This is a genomic window from Mesorhizobium sp. CAU 1741 (assembly GCF_039839275.1).
Classification (GTDB): Bacteria; Pseudomonadota; Alphaproteobacteria; order Rhizobiales; family Rhizobiaceae; genus Aerobium.
Genome location: NZ_JBDOQP010000005.1, coordinates 112258 through 128221, shown reverse-complemented (window position 1 = coordinate 128221; position 15964 = coordinate 112258). Strand labels below are relative to the sequence as shown.

14 protein-coding genes are annotated in these 15964 nt (G+C 64.4%); 8 read left to right on the top strand and 6 right to left on the bottom strand.

Translation table 11 applies throughout. From position 1 onward, the window contains the following. Position 1: 1 nt before the first annotated feature. Positions 2-1474 (bottom strand): M20/M25/M40 family metallo-hydrolase, encoded by a 1473-nt coding sequence (locus AAFN84_RS19560; protein WP_347516355.1) that lies wholly within the window; start codon positions 1472-1474, stop codon positions 2-4. Beyond that, positions 1471-2487, bottom strand: coding sequence for a GTP-binding protein (locus AAFN84_RS19555; RefSeq protein WP_347516354.1), 1017 nt, complete (start codon positions 2485-2487; stop codon positions 1471-1473). The genes AAFN84_RS19560 and AAFN84_RS19555 overlap by 4 nt, the downstream gene beginning before the upstream one ends. A 245-nt stretch (positions 2488-2732) precedes the next feature. Between AAFN84_RS19555 and AAFN84_RS19550 the strand changes: the two genes are divergently transcribed. The 7 genes from AAFN84_RS19550 (at position 2733) to AAFN84_RS19520 (ending at position 10324) form a co-directional block, all read left to right on the top strand. Next, a complete protein-coding gene (locus AAFN84_RS19550; protein ID WP_347516353.1) occupies positions 2733-3968 on the top strand; it encodes an amidohydrolase family protein in 1236 nt (411 codons plus the stop codon). Positions 3969-4011: 43 nt separating this feature from the next. Next, entirely contained in the window at positions 4012-5265 is a 1254-nt protein-coding gene (locus AAFN84_RS19545; RefSeq protein WP_347516352.1) for an amidohydrolase family protein, read from the top strand. Beyond that, positions 5262-6113 (top strand): ABC transporter permease, encoded by an 852-nt coding sequence (locus AAFN84_RS19540; RefSeq protein ID WP_347516351.1) that lies wholly within the window; start codon positions 5262-5264, stop codon positions 6111-6113. The genes AAFN84_RS19545 and AAFN84_RS19540 overlap by 4 nt, the downstream gene beginning before the upstream one ends. A 4-nt stretch (positions 6114-6117) precedes the next feature. Next, positions 6118-7179, top strand: a complete 1062-nt coding sequence (locus AAFN84_RS19535; RefSeq protein ID WP_347516350.1) for an ABC transporter ATP-binding protein — start codon at positions 6118-6120, stop codon at positions 7177-7179. Between the two features lie 82 nt (positions 7180-7261). Further along, a complete protein-coding gene (locus AAFN84_RS19530; RefSeq protein ID WP_347516349.1) occupies positions 7262-8323 on the top strand; it encodes an extracellular solute-binding protein in 1062 nt (353 codons plus the stop codon). A 78-nt stretch (positions 8324-8401) separates the two neighbouring features. Further along, positions 8402-9253, top strand: a complete 852-nt coding sequence (locus AAFN84_RS19525) for an ABC transporter permease (RefSeq protein ID WP_347516348.1) — start codon at positions 8402-8404, stop codon at positions 9251-9253. Between the two features lie 126 nt (positions 9254-9379). Next, entirely contained in the window at positions 9380-10324 is a 945-nt protein-coding gene (locus AAFN84_RS19520) for a dihydrodipicolinate synthase family protein (protein WP_347516347.1), read from the top strand. 16 nt (positions 10325-10340) lie between these two features. Here AAFN84_RS19520 and AAFN84_RS19515 read toward each other — a convergent pair whose 3' ends face one another. Together AAFN84_RS19515 and AAFN84_RS19510 are read right to left on the bottom strand one after the other, a co-directional pair. Then, entirely contained in the window at positions 10341-11294 is a 954-nt protein-coding gene (locus AAFN84_RS19515; RefSeq protein ID WP_347516346.1) for a DUF1403 family protein, read from the bottom strand. A 109-nt stretch (positions 11295-11403) separates the two neighbouring features. Beyond that, positions 11404-11832, bottom strand: a complete 429-nt coding sequence (locus tag AAFN84_RS19510) for a hypothetical protein (RefSeq protein ID WP_347516345.1) — start codon at positions 11830-11832, stop codon at positions 11404-11406. Positions 11833-12158: 326 nt separating this feature from the next. Here AAFN84_RS19510 and AAFN84_RS19505 point away from each other — a divergent pair, with 326 nt between their 5' ends. Continuing rightward, the gene (locus AAFN84_RS19505; protein WP_347516344.1) at positions 12159-12800 is read left to right on the top strand and encodes a hypothetical protein; all 642 of its coding nucleotides are present in this window, start codon (positions 12159-12161) and stop codon (positions 12798-12800) included. Here AAFN84_RS19505 and AAFN84_RS19500 read toward each other — a convergent pair. Both AAFN84_RS19500 and AAFN84_RS19495 read right to left on the bottom strand, forming a co-directional pair. After that, positions 12769-14121: an HlyD family type I secretion periplasmic adaptor subunit gene (locus tag AAFN84_RS19500; protein WP_347516343.1), complete on the bottom strand. Its 1353-nt coding sequence runs from the start codon at positions 14119-14121 to the stop codon at positions 12769-12771. The two genes, AAFN84_RS19505 and AAFN84_RS19500, sit on opposite strands and share 32 nt — an antisense overlap. Continuing rightward, positions 14121-15953 (bottom strand): type I secretion system permease/ATPase, encoded by a 1833-nt coding sequence (locus AAFN84_RS19495; protein WP_347516342.1) that lies wholly within the window; start codon positions 15951-15953, stop codon positions 14121-14123. Before AAFN84_RS19495 ends, AAFN84_RS19500 begins: the two co-directional genes overlap by 1 nt. Between the last annotated feature and the right edge of the window lie 11 nt (positions 15954-15964).

The window sequence follows — 15964 nt, the reverse complement described above, 5'->3', positions numbered from 1 at the left end:
GTCATCGCTCCTTGCTCGTCAGACCATCATGAAAGTTTCGGTCGGCGCCTTCGCCGTGCCTCGCCAGAAATTCCGGATCGCCGAAATCCCACCAAATGCCGGCAGTCAGTTCGAGCCCCTCGGCCAACAGCGGCACAAGTGCGTGCTCGTTGGGTCCATGCTGCTCGCAGCCCGGATAGGAGTAAGGTATCCAGATCGTGGGGACGCCCAGTTCCTCTTCGAAGAGGCTGGACGGATTACCGGCGGAGTTGTTCGGGATGACGTGGATCGGCCGGCCTGCGGTGATCGCCATGGAGGCGGCGATGCGGCGGACCCAGGGATGGCGCGGGTCGGTTCGCGCGGGCTGGAACTGATCGTCGTCGTTGATCTCGTGAACCTCGACATGGCCATGTCCATTCGCCACGAGATGCGCGCGCAACGCCGGTGCGAACGTTGATGACGGCACATCCGTCGTGTGACGGATCGAAACGCGGGCCCTTGCCTCGCCCTGCACCGCATGGATAGGCGCTTCCGGCCGACCGGACTGCATCGCCAGCACGCAGACGCCAGTCCATGCGAATATCCGCTCGGCGCGGCTGAGGCCGCGTTCCCCCCACCAGGGCTCCGTCTTCGGGTGATCCTGCTCCTCGAGTTCGAGGGTCGCGCAGGCTTGCCTGACTGCCGGCGGTATTTGCTTCGGCGTCCAGCCGGGAACGAGGATTTCCCCCTCCTTCGACAGGATGGATGCCAGCGCGTGCGCCAAGAGGATCGAAGGATCGGCAAGCAGCCCGCTCCAATGACCCGAATGATGCGTGCCCTCGCGGAGACGAACAACCAGGTCGAGATTGCAGACGCCGCGCGCGCCGAGGTTGATTTCGGGCGCGCCAACCGCAAGACGCGGTCCATCGAAGGCGATGAAGACGTCGGCGGAACACGCTTCGCGATGACGCGACAGAACCGAACGCAGGCCCGGCGAACCCACTTCCTCGCCCATGTCGAGGAAGAACTTGACGTTGAAGCCCAGCGAGCCGCGAACCTGGAGCACGGCACGCAGGGCCTGCAGCGCAATCAGATGCTGGCCCTTGTTGTCGACGGTGCCGCGCCCGTAGAGCTTGTCGCCCTGACGCTCCAGGCGCCACGGATCGAGCCCGTCGCGCCATTGGTCGGGCAGGCCGCGAACGACATCGCCATGGCCGTAGATCATCACCGTCGGCAGAGTTTCGGATTCGATTCTGGTGCCCAGCAGGCAGGGAATGCGTGCGGGATCGTCGACATCGAAGCTTTGCAGGTCGAAGCCCATGTCGGCGAGCAAGGGGCCTACCCCGTCCGACATGTAGCGCAGCAGCTCGTGACGTTGCTCTGGGTGCTGGCTTTCGGTCGGGATCGCCACGAGGCGTTCCAGCGTCGCCAGGAAATCGCCTTCGTCCAGGCTCCCGCGCGCTTCCGAACACGCCTGATGGCGGAGGCTTCGCCCTGTGTCGTCGGCTGACCTCATGCGTGGACCTCCAAACACGCCTCGAAGGTCTTGCGCAATGCCTGCGGGTCGATGGCTTCGCGCATGCCGATCATCACCAGCGTGCTGGCGGGATTCCCGTCAGACAGTGCGGCCGCGGCCGGCGTCAGGGACGATCGCTTGCCGACGAGGTGGAATTCCATGACGCGCTGACCGCCGTCCCCTTGCAGATGCAGGATGCCCTTGGCGCGCATGATTGCCGGCGGGATCTTGCGGATCGCAGCACGGAACCGCTTCTCGTCGAGTACGTCCTCGGTCTGCCAGGACCATGACGCAAAGACCTCGGCATGGGGGTCGCCGTGGTGATGATGCTCGTGGTGGTGGTGGCAATCATGGTCAGAACACGAGCAGGTTTCTTCGGTGATCTTACCCTTCGTGTCAGCCTGGCGTGTGACGCCAAACAACAATTCGCGCGGGACGTTCGCCTCGACTGCCGGCACGATCCGCAGCGACGGCATCACGCCTCGCAGACGCTGCTCCATCGCATCGCGCTCCGGCGGCGCGACCAGGTCGACCTTGTTCAGGATCAGCATGTCGGCGCCGGTGATCTGGTCGATGGCGAGTTCCATGGCGGCATAGTCGAGTTCCGGCATGGCGGCGGCATCAACCACGCAGAAGACACCGTCGAGCACCACCAGCGACGCGAGTTTCGAGGTCTCGATGGCCTCGACGATCGGGATCGAGCGCGAGACGCCGCTGGCCTCGATGAGGATGCCGTCGATATCGGGTCGGTCCGCAACCAGCGCGGCGATCTCCTCGATGAGATCGTCCTGGATGGTGCAGCACACGCAGCCGTTGCTGAGCGAGATCTGGTCCCCCGCCGTCTCCACGATAAGCGCCGCATCGATGTTGATCTCGCCGAAATCATTGACCAGGACACCGAAACGCCGGCCTTGCGGCTGGGACAGAATGTGGCGCAGCAGCGTGGTTTTCCCTGCACCCAGGAACCCGCTGATGACCGTCACGGGGACCGGCTCGCGTGGCGGATGTTTCATGGTCGCGTCACCCCTTCCGAAACAAACCCGGTTGACGTGATTATGGATATGGTATCCAATTTCGCAAGTCGCCGCTTGCAAGCGCTGCTGCAAAAGCCGCAAAAAGTGTTGACTGAATGGTATATTGGATAAAATATACCGACAACAGCCCGGCCGCCGACGAGGAACTCGGCAGGACGAGGCAAGTATACGAGCGCCCACAAGGACGCCCCTGGGGTAAAGACTGCCATAGCCGGAGGCCCGCAATGGCACTGATGCTATTCAAGAATTTTCGCCTGCTCGATCCTGAGCGGGATGATCTTCTGGACGGTCACGAGTTGCTTGTCGAAGGCGACGTGATCCGGGAAGTGTCGTCCAGTCCGATCACGTCAGCGGATGCCGATGTGATCGATTGCGGCGGCAAGACGCTCATGCCCGGCCTGATCGACTGCCACGTCCATGTGGTGCTCAGCGAAGTCAATATCCGCAACCTCGAGAACTATCCGATCACCCTGATGACGGCGCGCGCGATGCGGCAGATGGGAGCGATGCTGGATCGCGGCTTCACGACCGTGCGGGACACCGGCGGCGCCGACTGGGGGCTGCGAAGCGCCGTCGACGAGGGCTACATCACCGGGCCGCGGCTGTTCATCGCCGGACGCGCCATCGGGCCTACGGGCGGCCACAGCGACAGCCGCAGGCGCACGGATTCAGCCACGCGCTGCCCGTGCTGCGATGCGCTGAGCTTTTCCATGTGCCTGGCCGACGGCGTCGCCGAGGTGAGGCGCGCGGTCCGCGAGGAAATGCGGCAGGGCTGCGACCAGGTGAAGATCATGATGTCGGGCGGCGTCGCCTCCCCCTACGATCCTCTCGATTCCCTGCAGTTCTCGATGCCTGAAGTGAATGCCGCGGTCGCGGAAGCAACCGCCTTCGGGCGCTATGTCTGCGCCCATGCCTATTCGGCCGAGGCGATCACCCGGGCCGCCCATGCCGGCGTGCGCACGATCGAACATGGAAACCTCATCGACGAGGCGGCGGCGAAACTGATGGCCGAAAAGGACATGTTCCTCGTGGCCAACCTCGTCGCCTACTACGCCATGAAGGAGCGGGCCGCCGAATACGGGATGGACGGCGAAATGCTCGAAAAGAACGACCTCGTCATCGAAGGCGGGTTGCGTTCGCTGGAGATCTGCAAGCGCGCCGGTGTTCCGGTCGCCTATGGCAGCGACCTGCTCGGCCAGTTGCAGGTCGACCAGAACCGTGAATTCGCCATTCGCTCGCAGGTGCTGAGTCCGCTGGAGATCGTCAGGTCGGCCACGAGTGTCGCGGCGCGTCTGCTGCGCCATGAAGGCAAGCTCGGCTGCGTCAAAGAAGGCGCCTATGCCGACCTGCTGCTGGTCGATGGCGACCCGCTGGCCAATATCGATCTGCTTGCCGGCGGCGGAACCCACATGGCCGCCATCATGAAGGGCGGCGTCTTCCACAAATACGCGCTGAACTGAGGTCGATCTCGTTTCGCAACGCCATTCCATCGGAGCGCCCACAATGTCGTCCAGCCACCCGATAGTCCTGCGAAATCTGAAACTTCTCGAGCCGACATTCGATGAGGTCCGCGAGGGGTACGAGATTCTCATCGAAGGCGACCGCATTCGCGAACTCTCCGACACGCCGATCACTGCCGCCTTGGCACAGGTGATCGACTGCGGCGGGCGCGTCGTGATGCCCGGGCTCATCGACTGCCACGTGCACTGCATGCATTCCGAAGTCTACATGCGCCGCATGGAGGACGTCCCGCTGACGATGGCGGCCGCACGCGGTGCGCGGCGTATCCGCGAGATGATCGACCGCGGCTTCACCACCGCGCGCGACACCGGCGGCACCGACTGGGGGATGAAGGCTGCGGTGGATCAGGGGCTGATCCCGGGCCCGCGGCTGTTCATCGCCGGACGCTCGATCGGACCGACGGGCGGGCACAGCGACGGACGCTCGCGCACCAATTCCGGCTATGCCTGTCCCTGCTGCAACGGGCAGGCCTTCCTGCGGCTCGTCGTCGACGGCGCCGACGAGGTCCGCAAGGCGGTTCGCGAACAGATGCGGCAGGGCTGCGACCACGTGAAGATCATGGTTTCAGGCGGTGTCGCCTCCCCCCACGACCCGCTGGATTCCGACCAGTTCAGCGACGATGAGATTTCGGCCGCCGTCGAGGAAGCGGAGGCCTTCGGGCGCTATGTCTGCGCCCATGCCTATACGCCGCGCGCGATCACCCGCGCCGTCACCCTGGGCGTTCGCACCATCGAGCATGGCAACCTGATCGACGCGGCGGCGGCGGCGGTGATGGCCGAGCATGGTGCCTATCTCGTTGCAAATCTGGTAGCCTATGTCGCGATGAAGGAGCGGGCGGCCGAATACGGCATGCCCCCCGCCATGCTCGAGAAGAACGATATGGTTCTTGAAGGTGGCTATCGATCCCTGGAAATCTGCCGCGAGGCCGGCGTGAAGGTCGCCTACGGCTCCGATCTTCTCGGCCCGCTCGCAACCGACCAGAGCCGCGAATTCTCGATCCGGCGCGAGGTGCAGCCCGCCATGGATGTCATCCGCTCGGCAACCACCATCGCGGCGGAAGTGATCCGCAGGCCGGGTCAGCTCGGCACGCTGAAGGCAGGCGCATGGGCGGATCTGATCGTCGTCGACGGTGATCCGCTGGACGACATCAGCGTCCTCGAGAACCAGGGCGCCCGGATGGCCGCCATCATGAAGGGCGGCGTCTTCCACAAGAACCGCATCGGGGCGGCGGCGTGAGCACCGCCGAAGCATCTTCGGGCAACCGCGGCGGTTTCCTGTCGCGGCGGCGGCTCGGCAAGTGGACGCTCAACACTTTCGCAACCGCGGCGTTCATTTTCGTCCTGCTGCCGCTGATCTTCGTGACGTGGCTTTCCTTCTATTCCCAGGAGATCCCGTCCTTTCCGCCGGACGGCTATTCGACGCGCTGGTATTCCGCAGCGATCGGCAACAGCCGCTTCATCGATGCTTTCTGGCTCAGCCTTCGCGTCGGCGTCATCGCCACGCTGATCGGACTTGCGCTCGCGCTCCCCGCCGCCATCGCGATCACGCGTTTTCAGTTTCGCGGACGGACCACCGTCAACAACCTCATGCTGATGCCACTGATCGTGCCCGGCATCGTTCTCGGCATCGCCCTTTATGTGTTCCAGGTCGAGACCGAGATCGCCACCGGCATCCGGATGCTGTCGTCTCCGCTCGGCCTGATATTCGGCCATACCCTGTTGGTCATCCCATGGAGCGTGCGTCTTATCACGGCCAGCCTCATCGGTTTCGACCGTACGCAGGAAGAAGCGGCGATGAACCTCGGCGCCACGCCCTTCGTCGCCTTCCGGCGCGTGACGATGCCCGCAATCCTGCCCGGCATCGTCGCGGGCGCGATGTTCGGCTTCGTGGCCTCGTTCGGCAATCTGGAACTGAGCCTGTTTCTCGTCGGCCCCGGCCGCACGACCTTGCCGATCGCGATCCTTCAATATCTCGAATGGCGGATTGATCCGACCATCGCCGCGGTGTCGGTTCTCCAGATTCTCATCATCGTGGTCGCGATGTTGATCACAGATCGTTTCGTCCGGATCAGCAGGGTGGTTTGAGGCAATGGCGCGTATCGAACTCGAAAATCTGTCCAAGGCCTATGGCGACTTCCACGCCGCCCAGGGCATCAATCTGGACATCGCCGATGGCGAGTTCATAACCCTGCTGGGCCCTTCAGGCTGTGGCAAGACGACGACATTGCGCATGGTCGCCGGCTTCATCGAGCCGACCGGCGGCTCGATCCGCATCGATGGCAAGGACGTCACCGCGCGTGCGCCATGGGAGCGCAGCACCGGACTGGTGTTCCAGAACTATGCGCTGTTTCCGCACATGACTGTCGCGCAGAACGTCGCCTTCGGGCTGGAAATGCGCAAGGTTCCAAAGGCCGAGACCGAGGAGAAGGTCGTATCAGCGCTTCAGCTCGTCCGCCTCGATCATCTCGCCGATCGCTACCCACGACAGCTTTCCGGCGGCCAGCAGCAGCGCGTGGCGCTGGCCCGCGCGCTCGCCTTCCGACCGGACGTGCTGCTTCTCGACGAACCGCTCTCCAATCTCGACGCGAAGCTGCGCACCGAAGTCCGTCTCGAGATCCGCAGCCTGCAGCAGCGGCTGGGGCTGACCACCATCATGGTCACCCACGACCAGGAAGAAGCCTTGACGATGGCCGACCGTCTCGTCGTCATGAACGAAGGTCGCATCCAGCAGACCGGCACCCAGCGTGAGCTTTACGACAGGCCGGCCAACGCCTTCGTCGCCTCGTTCGTCGGTCGCAGCACCTTCATCAACGGCCGTTTCAAGGACGGCCTGCTGGTGACCGATGGAGGCCTCGAAATCGCCGTCGGCAAGAGGCTCAGCGGCAGCGGCATGATGGCGCTGCGTCCGGAGCGCGTCTCCGTCAGCAGCGCGCCTGTTGACGGAGCACCCAACTGCTTCCCGGGAAAGGTCGAGTTCGTCTCGTTTCTCGGCGGCATGACCGACGTTCACATCAACCTGCAGGGCGGCGACACGATCGTCGCGCAGATAATGAACCGCGAGGATGAGGAAGCCGCTCTCAAGCGTGGAGACAGCGTCTACGTCTCGTGGCCGCCGGCGACGACGGTTTTCGCCGCCGCAAATGCTGTCTGAGGAAGGCAGAGACGCCCGTGTGAAAAGACCGACGGGCAATCGCGCAGTGCAAGTTCGCCAACACATAACAAGGGGAATTGAAATGCGAAATGGCAATGGGAAATTCTATCTTCGCCGCCGCGAGTTCATGGCAGGTCTGGCCGCGACGGGCGCATCGGCATTGCTCTCTCCTTCGTGGGCACGGGCCCAGTCGCCCGGACGCGTCGTGGTCGGCACGTGGGGTGGCGACTATGCCCGCCTTCTCAACGAGAACATCGAGCAGCCATTCCTGATCCCCGAGGGCTGGGAGGTCGTCCAGGACCAGGCCGGCGATCCGGAACGCCGCGCCAAGCTGCTCGCCGAACGGCGCCTGCCGACCGGGTCGACCGACATCCAGGGCCTCAACGGCGTCAACATGTACCAGATGTTCGAGCTTGGCCTGACGCAGGAAATCGACTGGAGCCGCATCCCCAACGGGGAGAACCAGATGGCGTCCTTCAAGCTGCCTTATGCGGTTCCCCACATCTACTCGGGCAAGGTCGTCGTCTTCAATCCCGACACGGTGGAATCCAAGCCGACCAGCTATGCCGAGGCGCTCGATCCCGCACGCGGCTCCGACCTCGGCATCATCGACATTCAGTACCAGTACGTGATCTCGGCCGCCGCACTCGCGGCGGGTGGTTCGGTCACCGCGGTCGATGAAGGAAAGCGCCTTCTCCTGGAGCTGCGCAGCGCCGGTGCACGCATCTACCCGACCAACGAGGCGTTCGCGCAAGGGCTGGAAACGGAGGAGATCAATTGCGGCATCATGTGGAAGGCGCGCGTGGTGCAGTGGCAGAACGCGGGCATCAACGTCGTGGCCGTGACGCCGAGCGAAGGCATCCTGCCTTACACGTCGGGCATGGTGATCGCCAAGAACGCGCCGAATGTCGACGGCGCCTATGCCTATCTCAATGCAATGCTCGAGCCGGCGGCCCAGCTCAGCTTCGCCGAGGACATGGGCTACGACGGCACCATCACCAACACCGGCATCGAGGGCGAGCTGAAGGAACGCATCGGGTTCACCGAGGAAGAGGCCGCCAACATGAAGGATCTCGACTACGAGTTCCTGCTCGAGGCCGACGTCGAGCTCAAGAACTGGTGGGACCGGGAGTTCAAGGCCTGATCGCCTGACCCCTCCGCTCCTGGCACCGTTCCGCTCCGGCACATTCGGCCGGAGCGGTCAATTTGGAAAGCATCCCAGATGAAGCAGCGTTCCCAGCTGATTTCTGCAGCGTCACTCGTCGGTCCCGCCACTTTCGTCACGGCGCTCGGCGTGATCGTCCCGCTGCTGTTCCTGCTGCGGTACAGCTTCAACGAGTTCGACCCGCGTCTCCTGATGGTGGAGGCGTTCACGCTCGAGAACTACACCGTCTTCTTCACGGACTCGTATTTCCTCAATGCCTACTACACGACCATCCGGGTGGCGATGATCTGCACGCTGATCTGCCTCGTCTTCGCCTTCCCGCTGTCCTACGTGCTGGCGCGCACCCAGTCCCGCTTCAAGAACCTGATGATCATCGGCGTCGTGATACCGCTCTTCGTCGGCAACGCGGTGCGCGCCGCCGGCTGGATGAGCTTCATGGGCAATCGCGGCCTGCTGAACGTCACCCTGATGAAGCTCGGCATCACCGCCGAACCGATCGAGTTCATGTATACCGAGTTCGCCGTGATCGTCGGCATCATCGCCGTCAACCTGCCCTACATGGTGCTTTCTCTTCAAAGCGTCATCGAGGGCATAGATCGCAATGTCGAGGAAGCGGCATTCAGCATGGGCGCGCGGCCGCTCATCATGTTCAGGCGCGTGCTCTTGCCGCTGGCGCTGCCCGGCGTCGCCGCCGGTACGATCCTGACGTTCATCCTGGCGATGAACGCCTATGCCACGCCGGTGCTGCTTGGCGGTCCAAGCTTCCGCATGATGGCGCCGCTGGTCTACGGGCAGTTCCAACTCAACAACTGGCCGGGGGCGGCGGCGATCGCCTTCATCCTGATGATAACCACCCTGCTTCTGACCATCATGGTAGGGGTGATGACGCGGCAGCGTTTCAGGACGTGACCCTTTTCGCCGCTCCGAACCGGGGCGGCCTGCTTGATCCGGGCGGGACAATCCCGTATCGCGCGTCAGCATCAGATTTTAAGGCGGCCAGCCGCCATAACGACAGCACCTGAAGACGGAACCGACATGTCGCAGAACATATTCGCCGGCTGCATCCCGGCCCTCATGACCCCCTGCCTGCCCGATCGCACGCCCGATCCCGTCGCCCTGGCGCGCAAGGGGAAGCAACTGATCGAGGCGGGAATGTCGGCGGTCGTCTATTGCGGCTCGATGGGTGACTGGCCGCTCTTGACGGACGAGCAGCGCATGGAGGGCGTTCGCCATCTCGTGGAAGCCGGCGTGCCGACGATCGTCGGTACCGGAGCGGTCAACACGAAATCGGCGGCCGCCCATGCCGCCCATGCCGCCGAGGTCGGCGCCAAGGGCCTGATGCTGATCCCGCGCCTGCTTTCCCGCGGCACCTCGCCCGCCGCGCAGAAGGCGCATTTCTCGGCGGTCCTGAGCGCGGCGCCGAAGCTGCCGGCGGTGATCTACAACAGCCCCTATTATGGTTTCGCCACGCGCGCCGACCTGTTCTTCGAGCTTCACCGCGAGCATGACAACCTCATCGGCTTCAAGGAGTTCGGCGGCGCGTCGGATCTCAGCTATGCCGCAGAGCACATCACGTCGCGCAGCGATGCACTGACGCTCATGGTCGGTGTCGACACGACCGTCTTCCATGGCTTCGTCAACTGCGGCGCAAAGGGCGCCATCACCGGCATCGGCAACGCCCTGCCGCGCGAGGTTCTCCATCTCGTCGACCTGTGCGAGAAGGCGGCGGCCGGCGATGCCGAGGCCCGCCGCAAGGCCCGGGAGCTGGAGGCGGCCCTGATGGTGCTTTCGACATTCGACGAGGGCCCGGACCTCGTCCTGTATTACAAGCATCTGATGGTGCTGAACGGCGACGAGGAATACACGCTGCATTTCAACGAGGGGGATGCTCTCAGCGATTCCCAACGTCGATTTGCAGAGGCGCAATATGCGCAGTTCAAGTCATGGTATCGCAACTGGACGGCCGAGGCGGGGCAGTAGCCCCCCGCGCGAAGCATCAAAGGCCATATAGACGGAACGTATCGCGCCCGGAAAGCTCGCGGACGGCATCGAGCTGGATCAGCCGTTCGAACAGGCGTCGGCTGGCCCAGCGCGACAGCGTCTTCGTCGTCAGCGACCCTGAAACCGCATCGTCTCTAAGGAGCAGGTCGATCACCTGCCCTGCCCCTTTGGATCGCAGTTTCGGCGCCACCGCCAGCAGCCGCCGTGCCTGGATGTCGATGGCTGAGCCGAGCCTGCACGCTTCGGCCGCAGCCGCGGCCGTCGCAATGCAGACCGCCCGTTCGAACCCGTCATCACCCGGGCGGCAGCGCAGGCGCTCGCCGCCGAAGCGCAGCAGCGGCGAATGGATCTGCGTTGCAAGCAGCGGCACGGCCTGCGGCCAGCGCATGCGCGCCGAAAGCACGTGATCGGCGAGCCACCAGGCCAGCGCTTCCGCCCGAGGATCGCGCGCGACGACGGCATTGGCGATCCCCGCCGCGACGAGTGGCGCCGGCGCTGAGGACGACACCGATGCCTCCGCGATTTCGGCGAGATCGGACAGTTCATCGGACCATGCGATGCCGAGCATTTCACTGACGGTCGCCAGCAGCTCCGTATCCACTGTGGCGGAGCCGCGCGCCAGGCGTCGCCACGCGGCCAGGACGTTGCCACCAGGTCCGGCGTCGTCGGAGCCCTGCTTCAGCATCAGCGCGTCGCGCAACGTGTTTTCGTTCTCGCGGCGCCCCAGCAGCCTCACCGTGGCGGCCGCCGATTTCAACGCCAGCCGGTGCCGCCAGGCGCCGAGCCACGGCGCGTCGGACCGCACCAGCACGTCGATCGCGCCGAGCGCGGCACCGGCCATGTAGGCGGCCTCTGCATCGTTCTCCACGGGCGCCTTCGGCACCGCCCATGGCGGCACGCGCGGCACCGGCGCGGCAGAGGCCAAGCTCGAATCAATGTCGGCATTCATGGGTGAAGCTTAGGGCGGCGGTGCGGATTGTGCCACTGCCGGCGGCCGTGACCGCACCGGATACCGGGCACGGTCGCGGCCACGCATGGGGCACGGCAAGAACGTTCGATCAGCGCTCGATCGCCATCTGCTGCGGATGACCGTCGCGCGCCGGAGACTCGCGATGGAAGTCGTTCGCCTGGCTCCTGCGGTCGAGACCGGTCAGGAAGCCCTCCACCATTTCATCGAGTTGCTGGAGACGCTGGCCGGAGCGACGCTGGAGTTCGAGGACCCTGCGCCGCTCGAACCCACGCGCCGCGTTGATCAGCGCGAACGTCGTCAGTGTCGCCGCCAAGAGAACGTCACCGGCGGAGTAGACGACGATCGCCAGCAGGGCCAGTGCGATCGTCTCGAGCAGACAGAGCCTGTGGCGCGTCAACAGCGCCAGCGCGACGGGCACCAGGGCGATGACCAATCCGATCAGCGGGGCCGAAGCAAACAGTTCCTGTTCGACAAGTCGTGCCGGCTCCATCGGGATATAGGAAGCGAGTTTTTCCATTGTCCGTCCCTCCGGAGCCCGGCCATCAGGCGCTGGCGCCGCGCCGCTCGAAGAAACGGCAATGCCGGAATCTATCTCTGCGGAGCCAACTCGCCAAGTGGTCCCTAAGGCGAGACCGCTACGCCTGAAGGGGAAAGGGCTACGCCGAATGCGCGAAGATGCGCGGTACCGCATGCGATCGCGGTTGGCGCACCCCAACGGTGATTCACCCTCGGCAGGTCACCGCGTGACGTAAGGCTAACTCAACAATGCCGTCCGGCTGGAGTACACATAGGTGCGGCCTTGAAAGTGTCGCGTCTTCAATCAGATAGGCTGCGGCACCAATCATGGCTAACCCGGATACCGAAGCTAAAGCGGGCAGTGTGTCGAAGACGATCGTGCTGATCGATCCGCTGGCTCTGCGCCGCGCGGCCGTACGCGCCTTTCTCGAACGGTGGACCCAGGCCGATGACGCGGTCGACCTTCTCGACTACGCGGGAGAAGATGCGTTGGAAGCCGCCTTGGTGCGCCAAAGCGCGATGGTGATCCTGAGCATCGGCGGTCAGTGTCTTCGAGACGAAGAACTCAGCGCTCTTCGCGACATGCTGCTTCCCTTGGCTGCCGACCTGCCGATCGTCATCATCTCGGATCGCATGTGCCAGGAAGAGATCGCCTGGGCGTTCGAGCGTGGACTTCGCGGATATCTGCCGACGGACACGGATCCTGGTCTCGCGATGAGCGCCCTGACATTCATCCTGAACGGTGGCGACTTCTTCCCACCATCGGCATTGATGCCGTCCGGCATGCAGCAATGCGGCGCAACCGACACGGTCCGCCGGCGGTCTGGAAGCAGCTTGAGGCACCTGGAAGACGAAGACGAGGCGGGAAACGGATGGGAACACCATAGCCCATCGCACCCGACCTCGTTCCGCCCGGAACCCCCGATATCGCTTGAAGTCACTGTTCTCGCAGGCCGCGCCGGAAGGTAGCCCTGAGCGGCTCCATGATATAGGCGAGCGCCGTGCGTTCGCCGGTGACGATGAGAACTTCGGCTGACATGCCGGGAACCAACGAGATACCGACGTCGAGGGCGTCGATCTCTTCCTTCGACACCTCCACGCGGGCAAGGAAGTAGGCTTGTCCTGTATTGGGATCGACCAATCTGTCCGCCGAAACACTGCGCACGATGCCCTCGATCTTGGGAAGCGACCGGCTGGAGTAGGCCGTGAGGTGGACCGTCGCCTTCAGGCCGATGGTGATGACGTCGATGTCGCCGGGATCGATCCGCGCATCGATCAGGAGGCTTTCCTCCGTCGGTACGATCTCAAGGATCGGCTCGCCGCCCATCACCACGCCGCCAGTCGTCTTGAAGCGCAAATTGACGATCTTGCCGCTGATCGGCGCGGAGATCACCGTCCTGTCAAGGATGTCCCGGCTGGCGTTCAGCCGTTCGGATATCGTCGCGAAATCCGTGCGCACCTGCTCCATCTGGGTGGACACGTCCTGTGCGCGCTCGGCTTCCAGCGAAATCGCCTGTGCGTCGATCTCGCTGATGCGCTGGCCGGTTTCGGCGATAGAGCCAAGAAAACGGCCGCGGTCGCCCTCGAGCGCTGCGCGCGTCCGCTCAAGTCGGAGCAATTCCGGCTTGGTGGTCAACGCTTTCGCAAAAAGCACCTTCTTGCCCACCAGTTCCTCGGCGATGATCGCCAATTGCTGGTCAATGCTGTCGATCTGCACCTCGAAGGCGCCGATCTGCTCCTCGAACTGTCGCCTGCGGTCAGCCAGAATCCGCTTCTGGGCGTTGAACGCATCACGCCGCTTGGCAAACAGCGAACCCTGGCCACGAATGATGGATTGCACCTTCGCGGCCTTCGCGTCGAGCAAGGGATGCAGGAAGACGACCGCGTCGAGATCGTTCTGTTCGGCATCGAGACGAGCCTGTGTGGCGGCAAGCGTGCGCGCCTGCTCGAGGAGAAGATCGTAGGATGCCGCTGCCTGCGTGTCTTGCAGGACCAGGATCGGATCCCCCACCTTGACCTCGTCGCCGTCACGCACCTTGATCTCGTGGACGATGCCGCCTTCCAGGTGCTGGACCACGCGGCGGCTGCCGTCGGGACTGATGATGCCGTTGGCTACCGCCCCGGAGGCAAGGTGAGCCGTTGCCGACCAGAGAAGAGAACCGGCGACGCCGACAAGCATCAGGCCATATCCGATCCTGACCGGACCCCTGGCATGGAGACGCAGCGATGGGGGCAACGCCTCCGTGCGCGCCGCCTTGGGTTCGATAGGGACGAGATCGCGAATGGGCATCACAGCGCTCCATTGCCGCCGGCGTGTCTAGGTTCGCCAGGCTCGATTGAAAGTTGTGCGGTGGACGGCATCCGGGGAACCGGAGACGCATCGAGTTGCGCGGCCTGATCGCCGCGTTCCGGGTTACGCTGTGCCTCGCTGGCAGCGACGCGCAGGCGCGCGAGCACGTCCTCGCGGGGTCCGAAGAGTTCAACGCGGCCATCGCGCAGGAACAGCACCTTGTCGGCCTGGGCAAGCGTCGATGGCCGGTGGCCGACGATCATCAGCGCGGTGCCCCGCGCCTTGAGCTCCTGGACGGCGGCGGCCAAGGCGGCCTCCCCGGCCTGGTCGAGATTGGCGTTGGGCTCGTCGAGCACCACCAGCTTCGGATCGCCGAAGACCGCGCGCGCAAGGCCGATCCTCTGGCGCTGACCGCCCGAAAGCCGCATGCCGGACTCGCCGATCGACGTATCGTAGCCCTGCGGCAGCTTCTGGATCATGTCGTGCGCCTGGGCGAGAATTGCGGCGCGAACGATGGCTTCGTCGCTGGCTTCGCCCATTCTGCCGATATTGTCGCGCACGGACCCGGCAAACAGCTCCACGTCCTGCGGCAGGTAGCCGAAATACTGGCCGAGCTGGATGCTGTCCCAATGGTGCAGCTCCGACCCGTCGAGCCGGATCACGCCGCTGCTCGGGCTCGCGGTGCCGGCAATCAGGCGACACAGCGTGCTCTTGCCGCCGGCAGACGGGCCGATCACCGCAACCGCTTCGCCCGGCCGGAGTCGAATGCTGACATTGTCGACGATCGGTTCCTTCTTGCCGGGCGCCATGTAGCTCACCTTGTCGAGGGTGACGTGGCCATAAGGCTCGGGAAGACGGGTCCGCGCTGGCTCGGCGGGAACCGACTGCATGCGCGAGCGAAGCCTTCCATAGGCGATGCGGGTCGCCGTCAGGCTGCGCCAGCCGCCCATCACCAGCTCGATCGGCGCGAGCGCCCGGCCGAGCAGGATCGACGACGCGATCATGACGCCGCCGCTGGCCTCGCCCCTGAGGACGAGATAGGCACCCAGCCCCAACGTTGCCGACTGGACGAAGAAGCGCACCGCCTTGGTGATACCCAGTATGAACGCGCTGAGATGCGATGAGGAAAGCGTGTCGCGCGTCACAACCTCGTTGCCGGCACGCCAGCGCTCGAGGAGATTGGGAAGCATGCCCATCGCGCGAACGACTTCCGCGTTGCGGATCGTTGCCTCGGCCTGCTGCAGGGCGATGAGCTGGGCGGTGTTCGCCGACTGCGTTGCCCGCCTCGTGAGGAGTTCATTGGTCAGGCCGAGCGCCACCAGGACGAGCGCCGCAACCGTGGCGAAAATCCCCAGAGTCGGATGAAGCAGCCAGACGAGCGCGAGAAAGATCGGCGTCCAGGGAGCGTCGAACAGGGCCGCGAGGCCCTGCGAAGACAGAAAGTGCTGGACCTGGATCAGATCACGCAAAGGCTGAGCGCCGGCGGTGTCGCCGGCGAGACGGGCGCGGACGCCGCTGGCGATGAGGCCCGGACTGAGCCGGTCCGTCAGCCAGCAGGCCATCCGTACCATGATCATGCTGCGCAGCCCGTCGATGAGCCCGAGGATCAGCATCGCGCCGCCGACGACGACCGTCAGCAGGATCAGCGTCTCGGTTCTCCCCGTCACCAGCACCCTGTCATAGACCTGCAGCATGTAGAGCGGTGACGCCAGCATCAGCAGATTGATGACGAGGCTGAAGATGCCGATCACGACGAGGATCGAACGCACCTGTCCGACGGCATCTTCGAATTCGCCATTGCGCGGTCGCCGGCGATTGTCGTTATTGGCCACTTTTGTCGCCC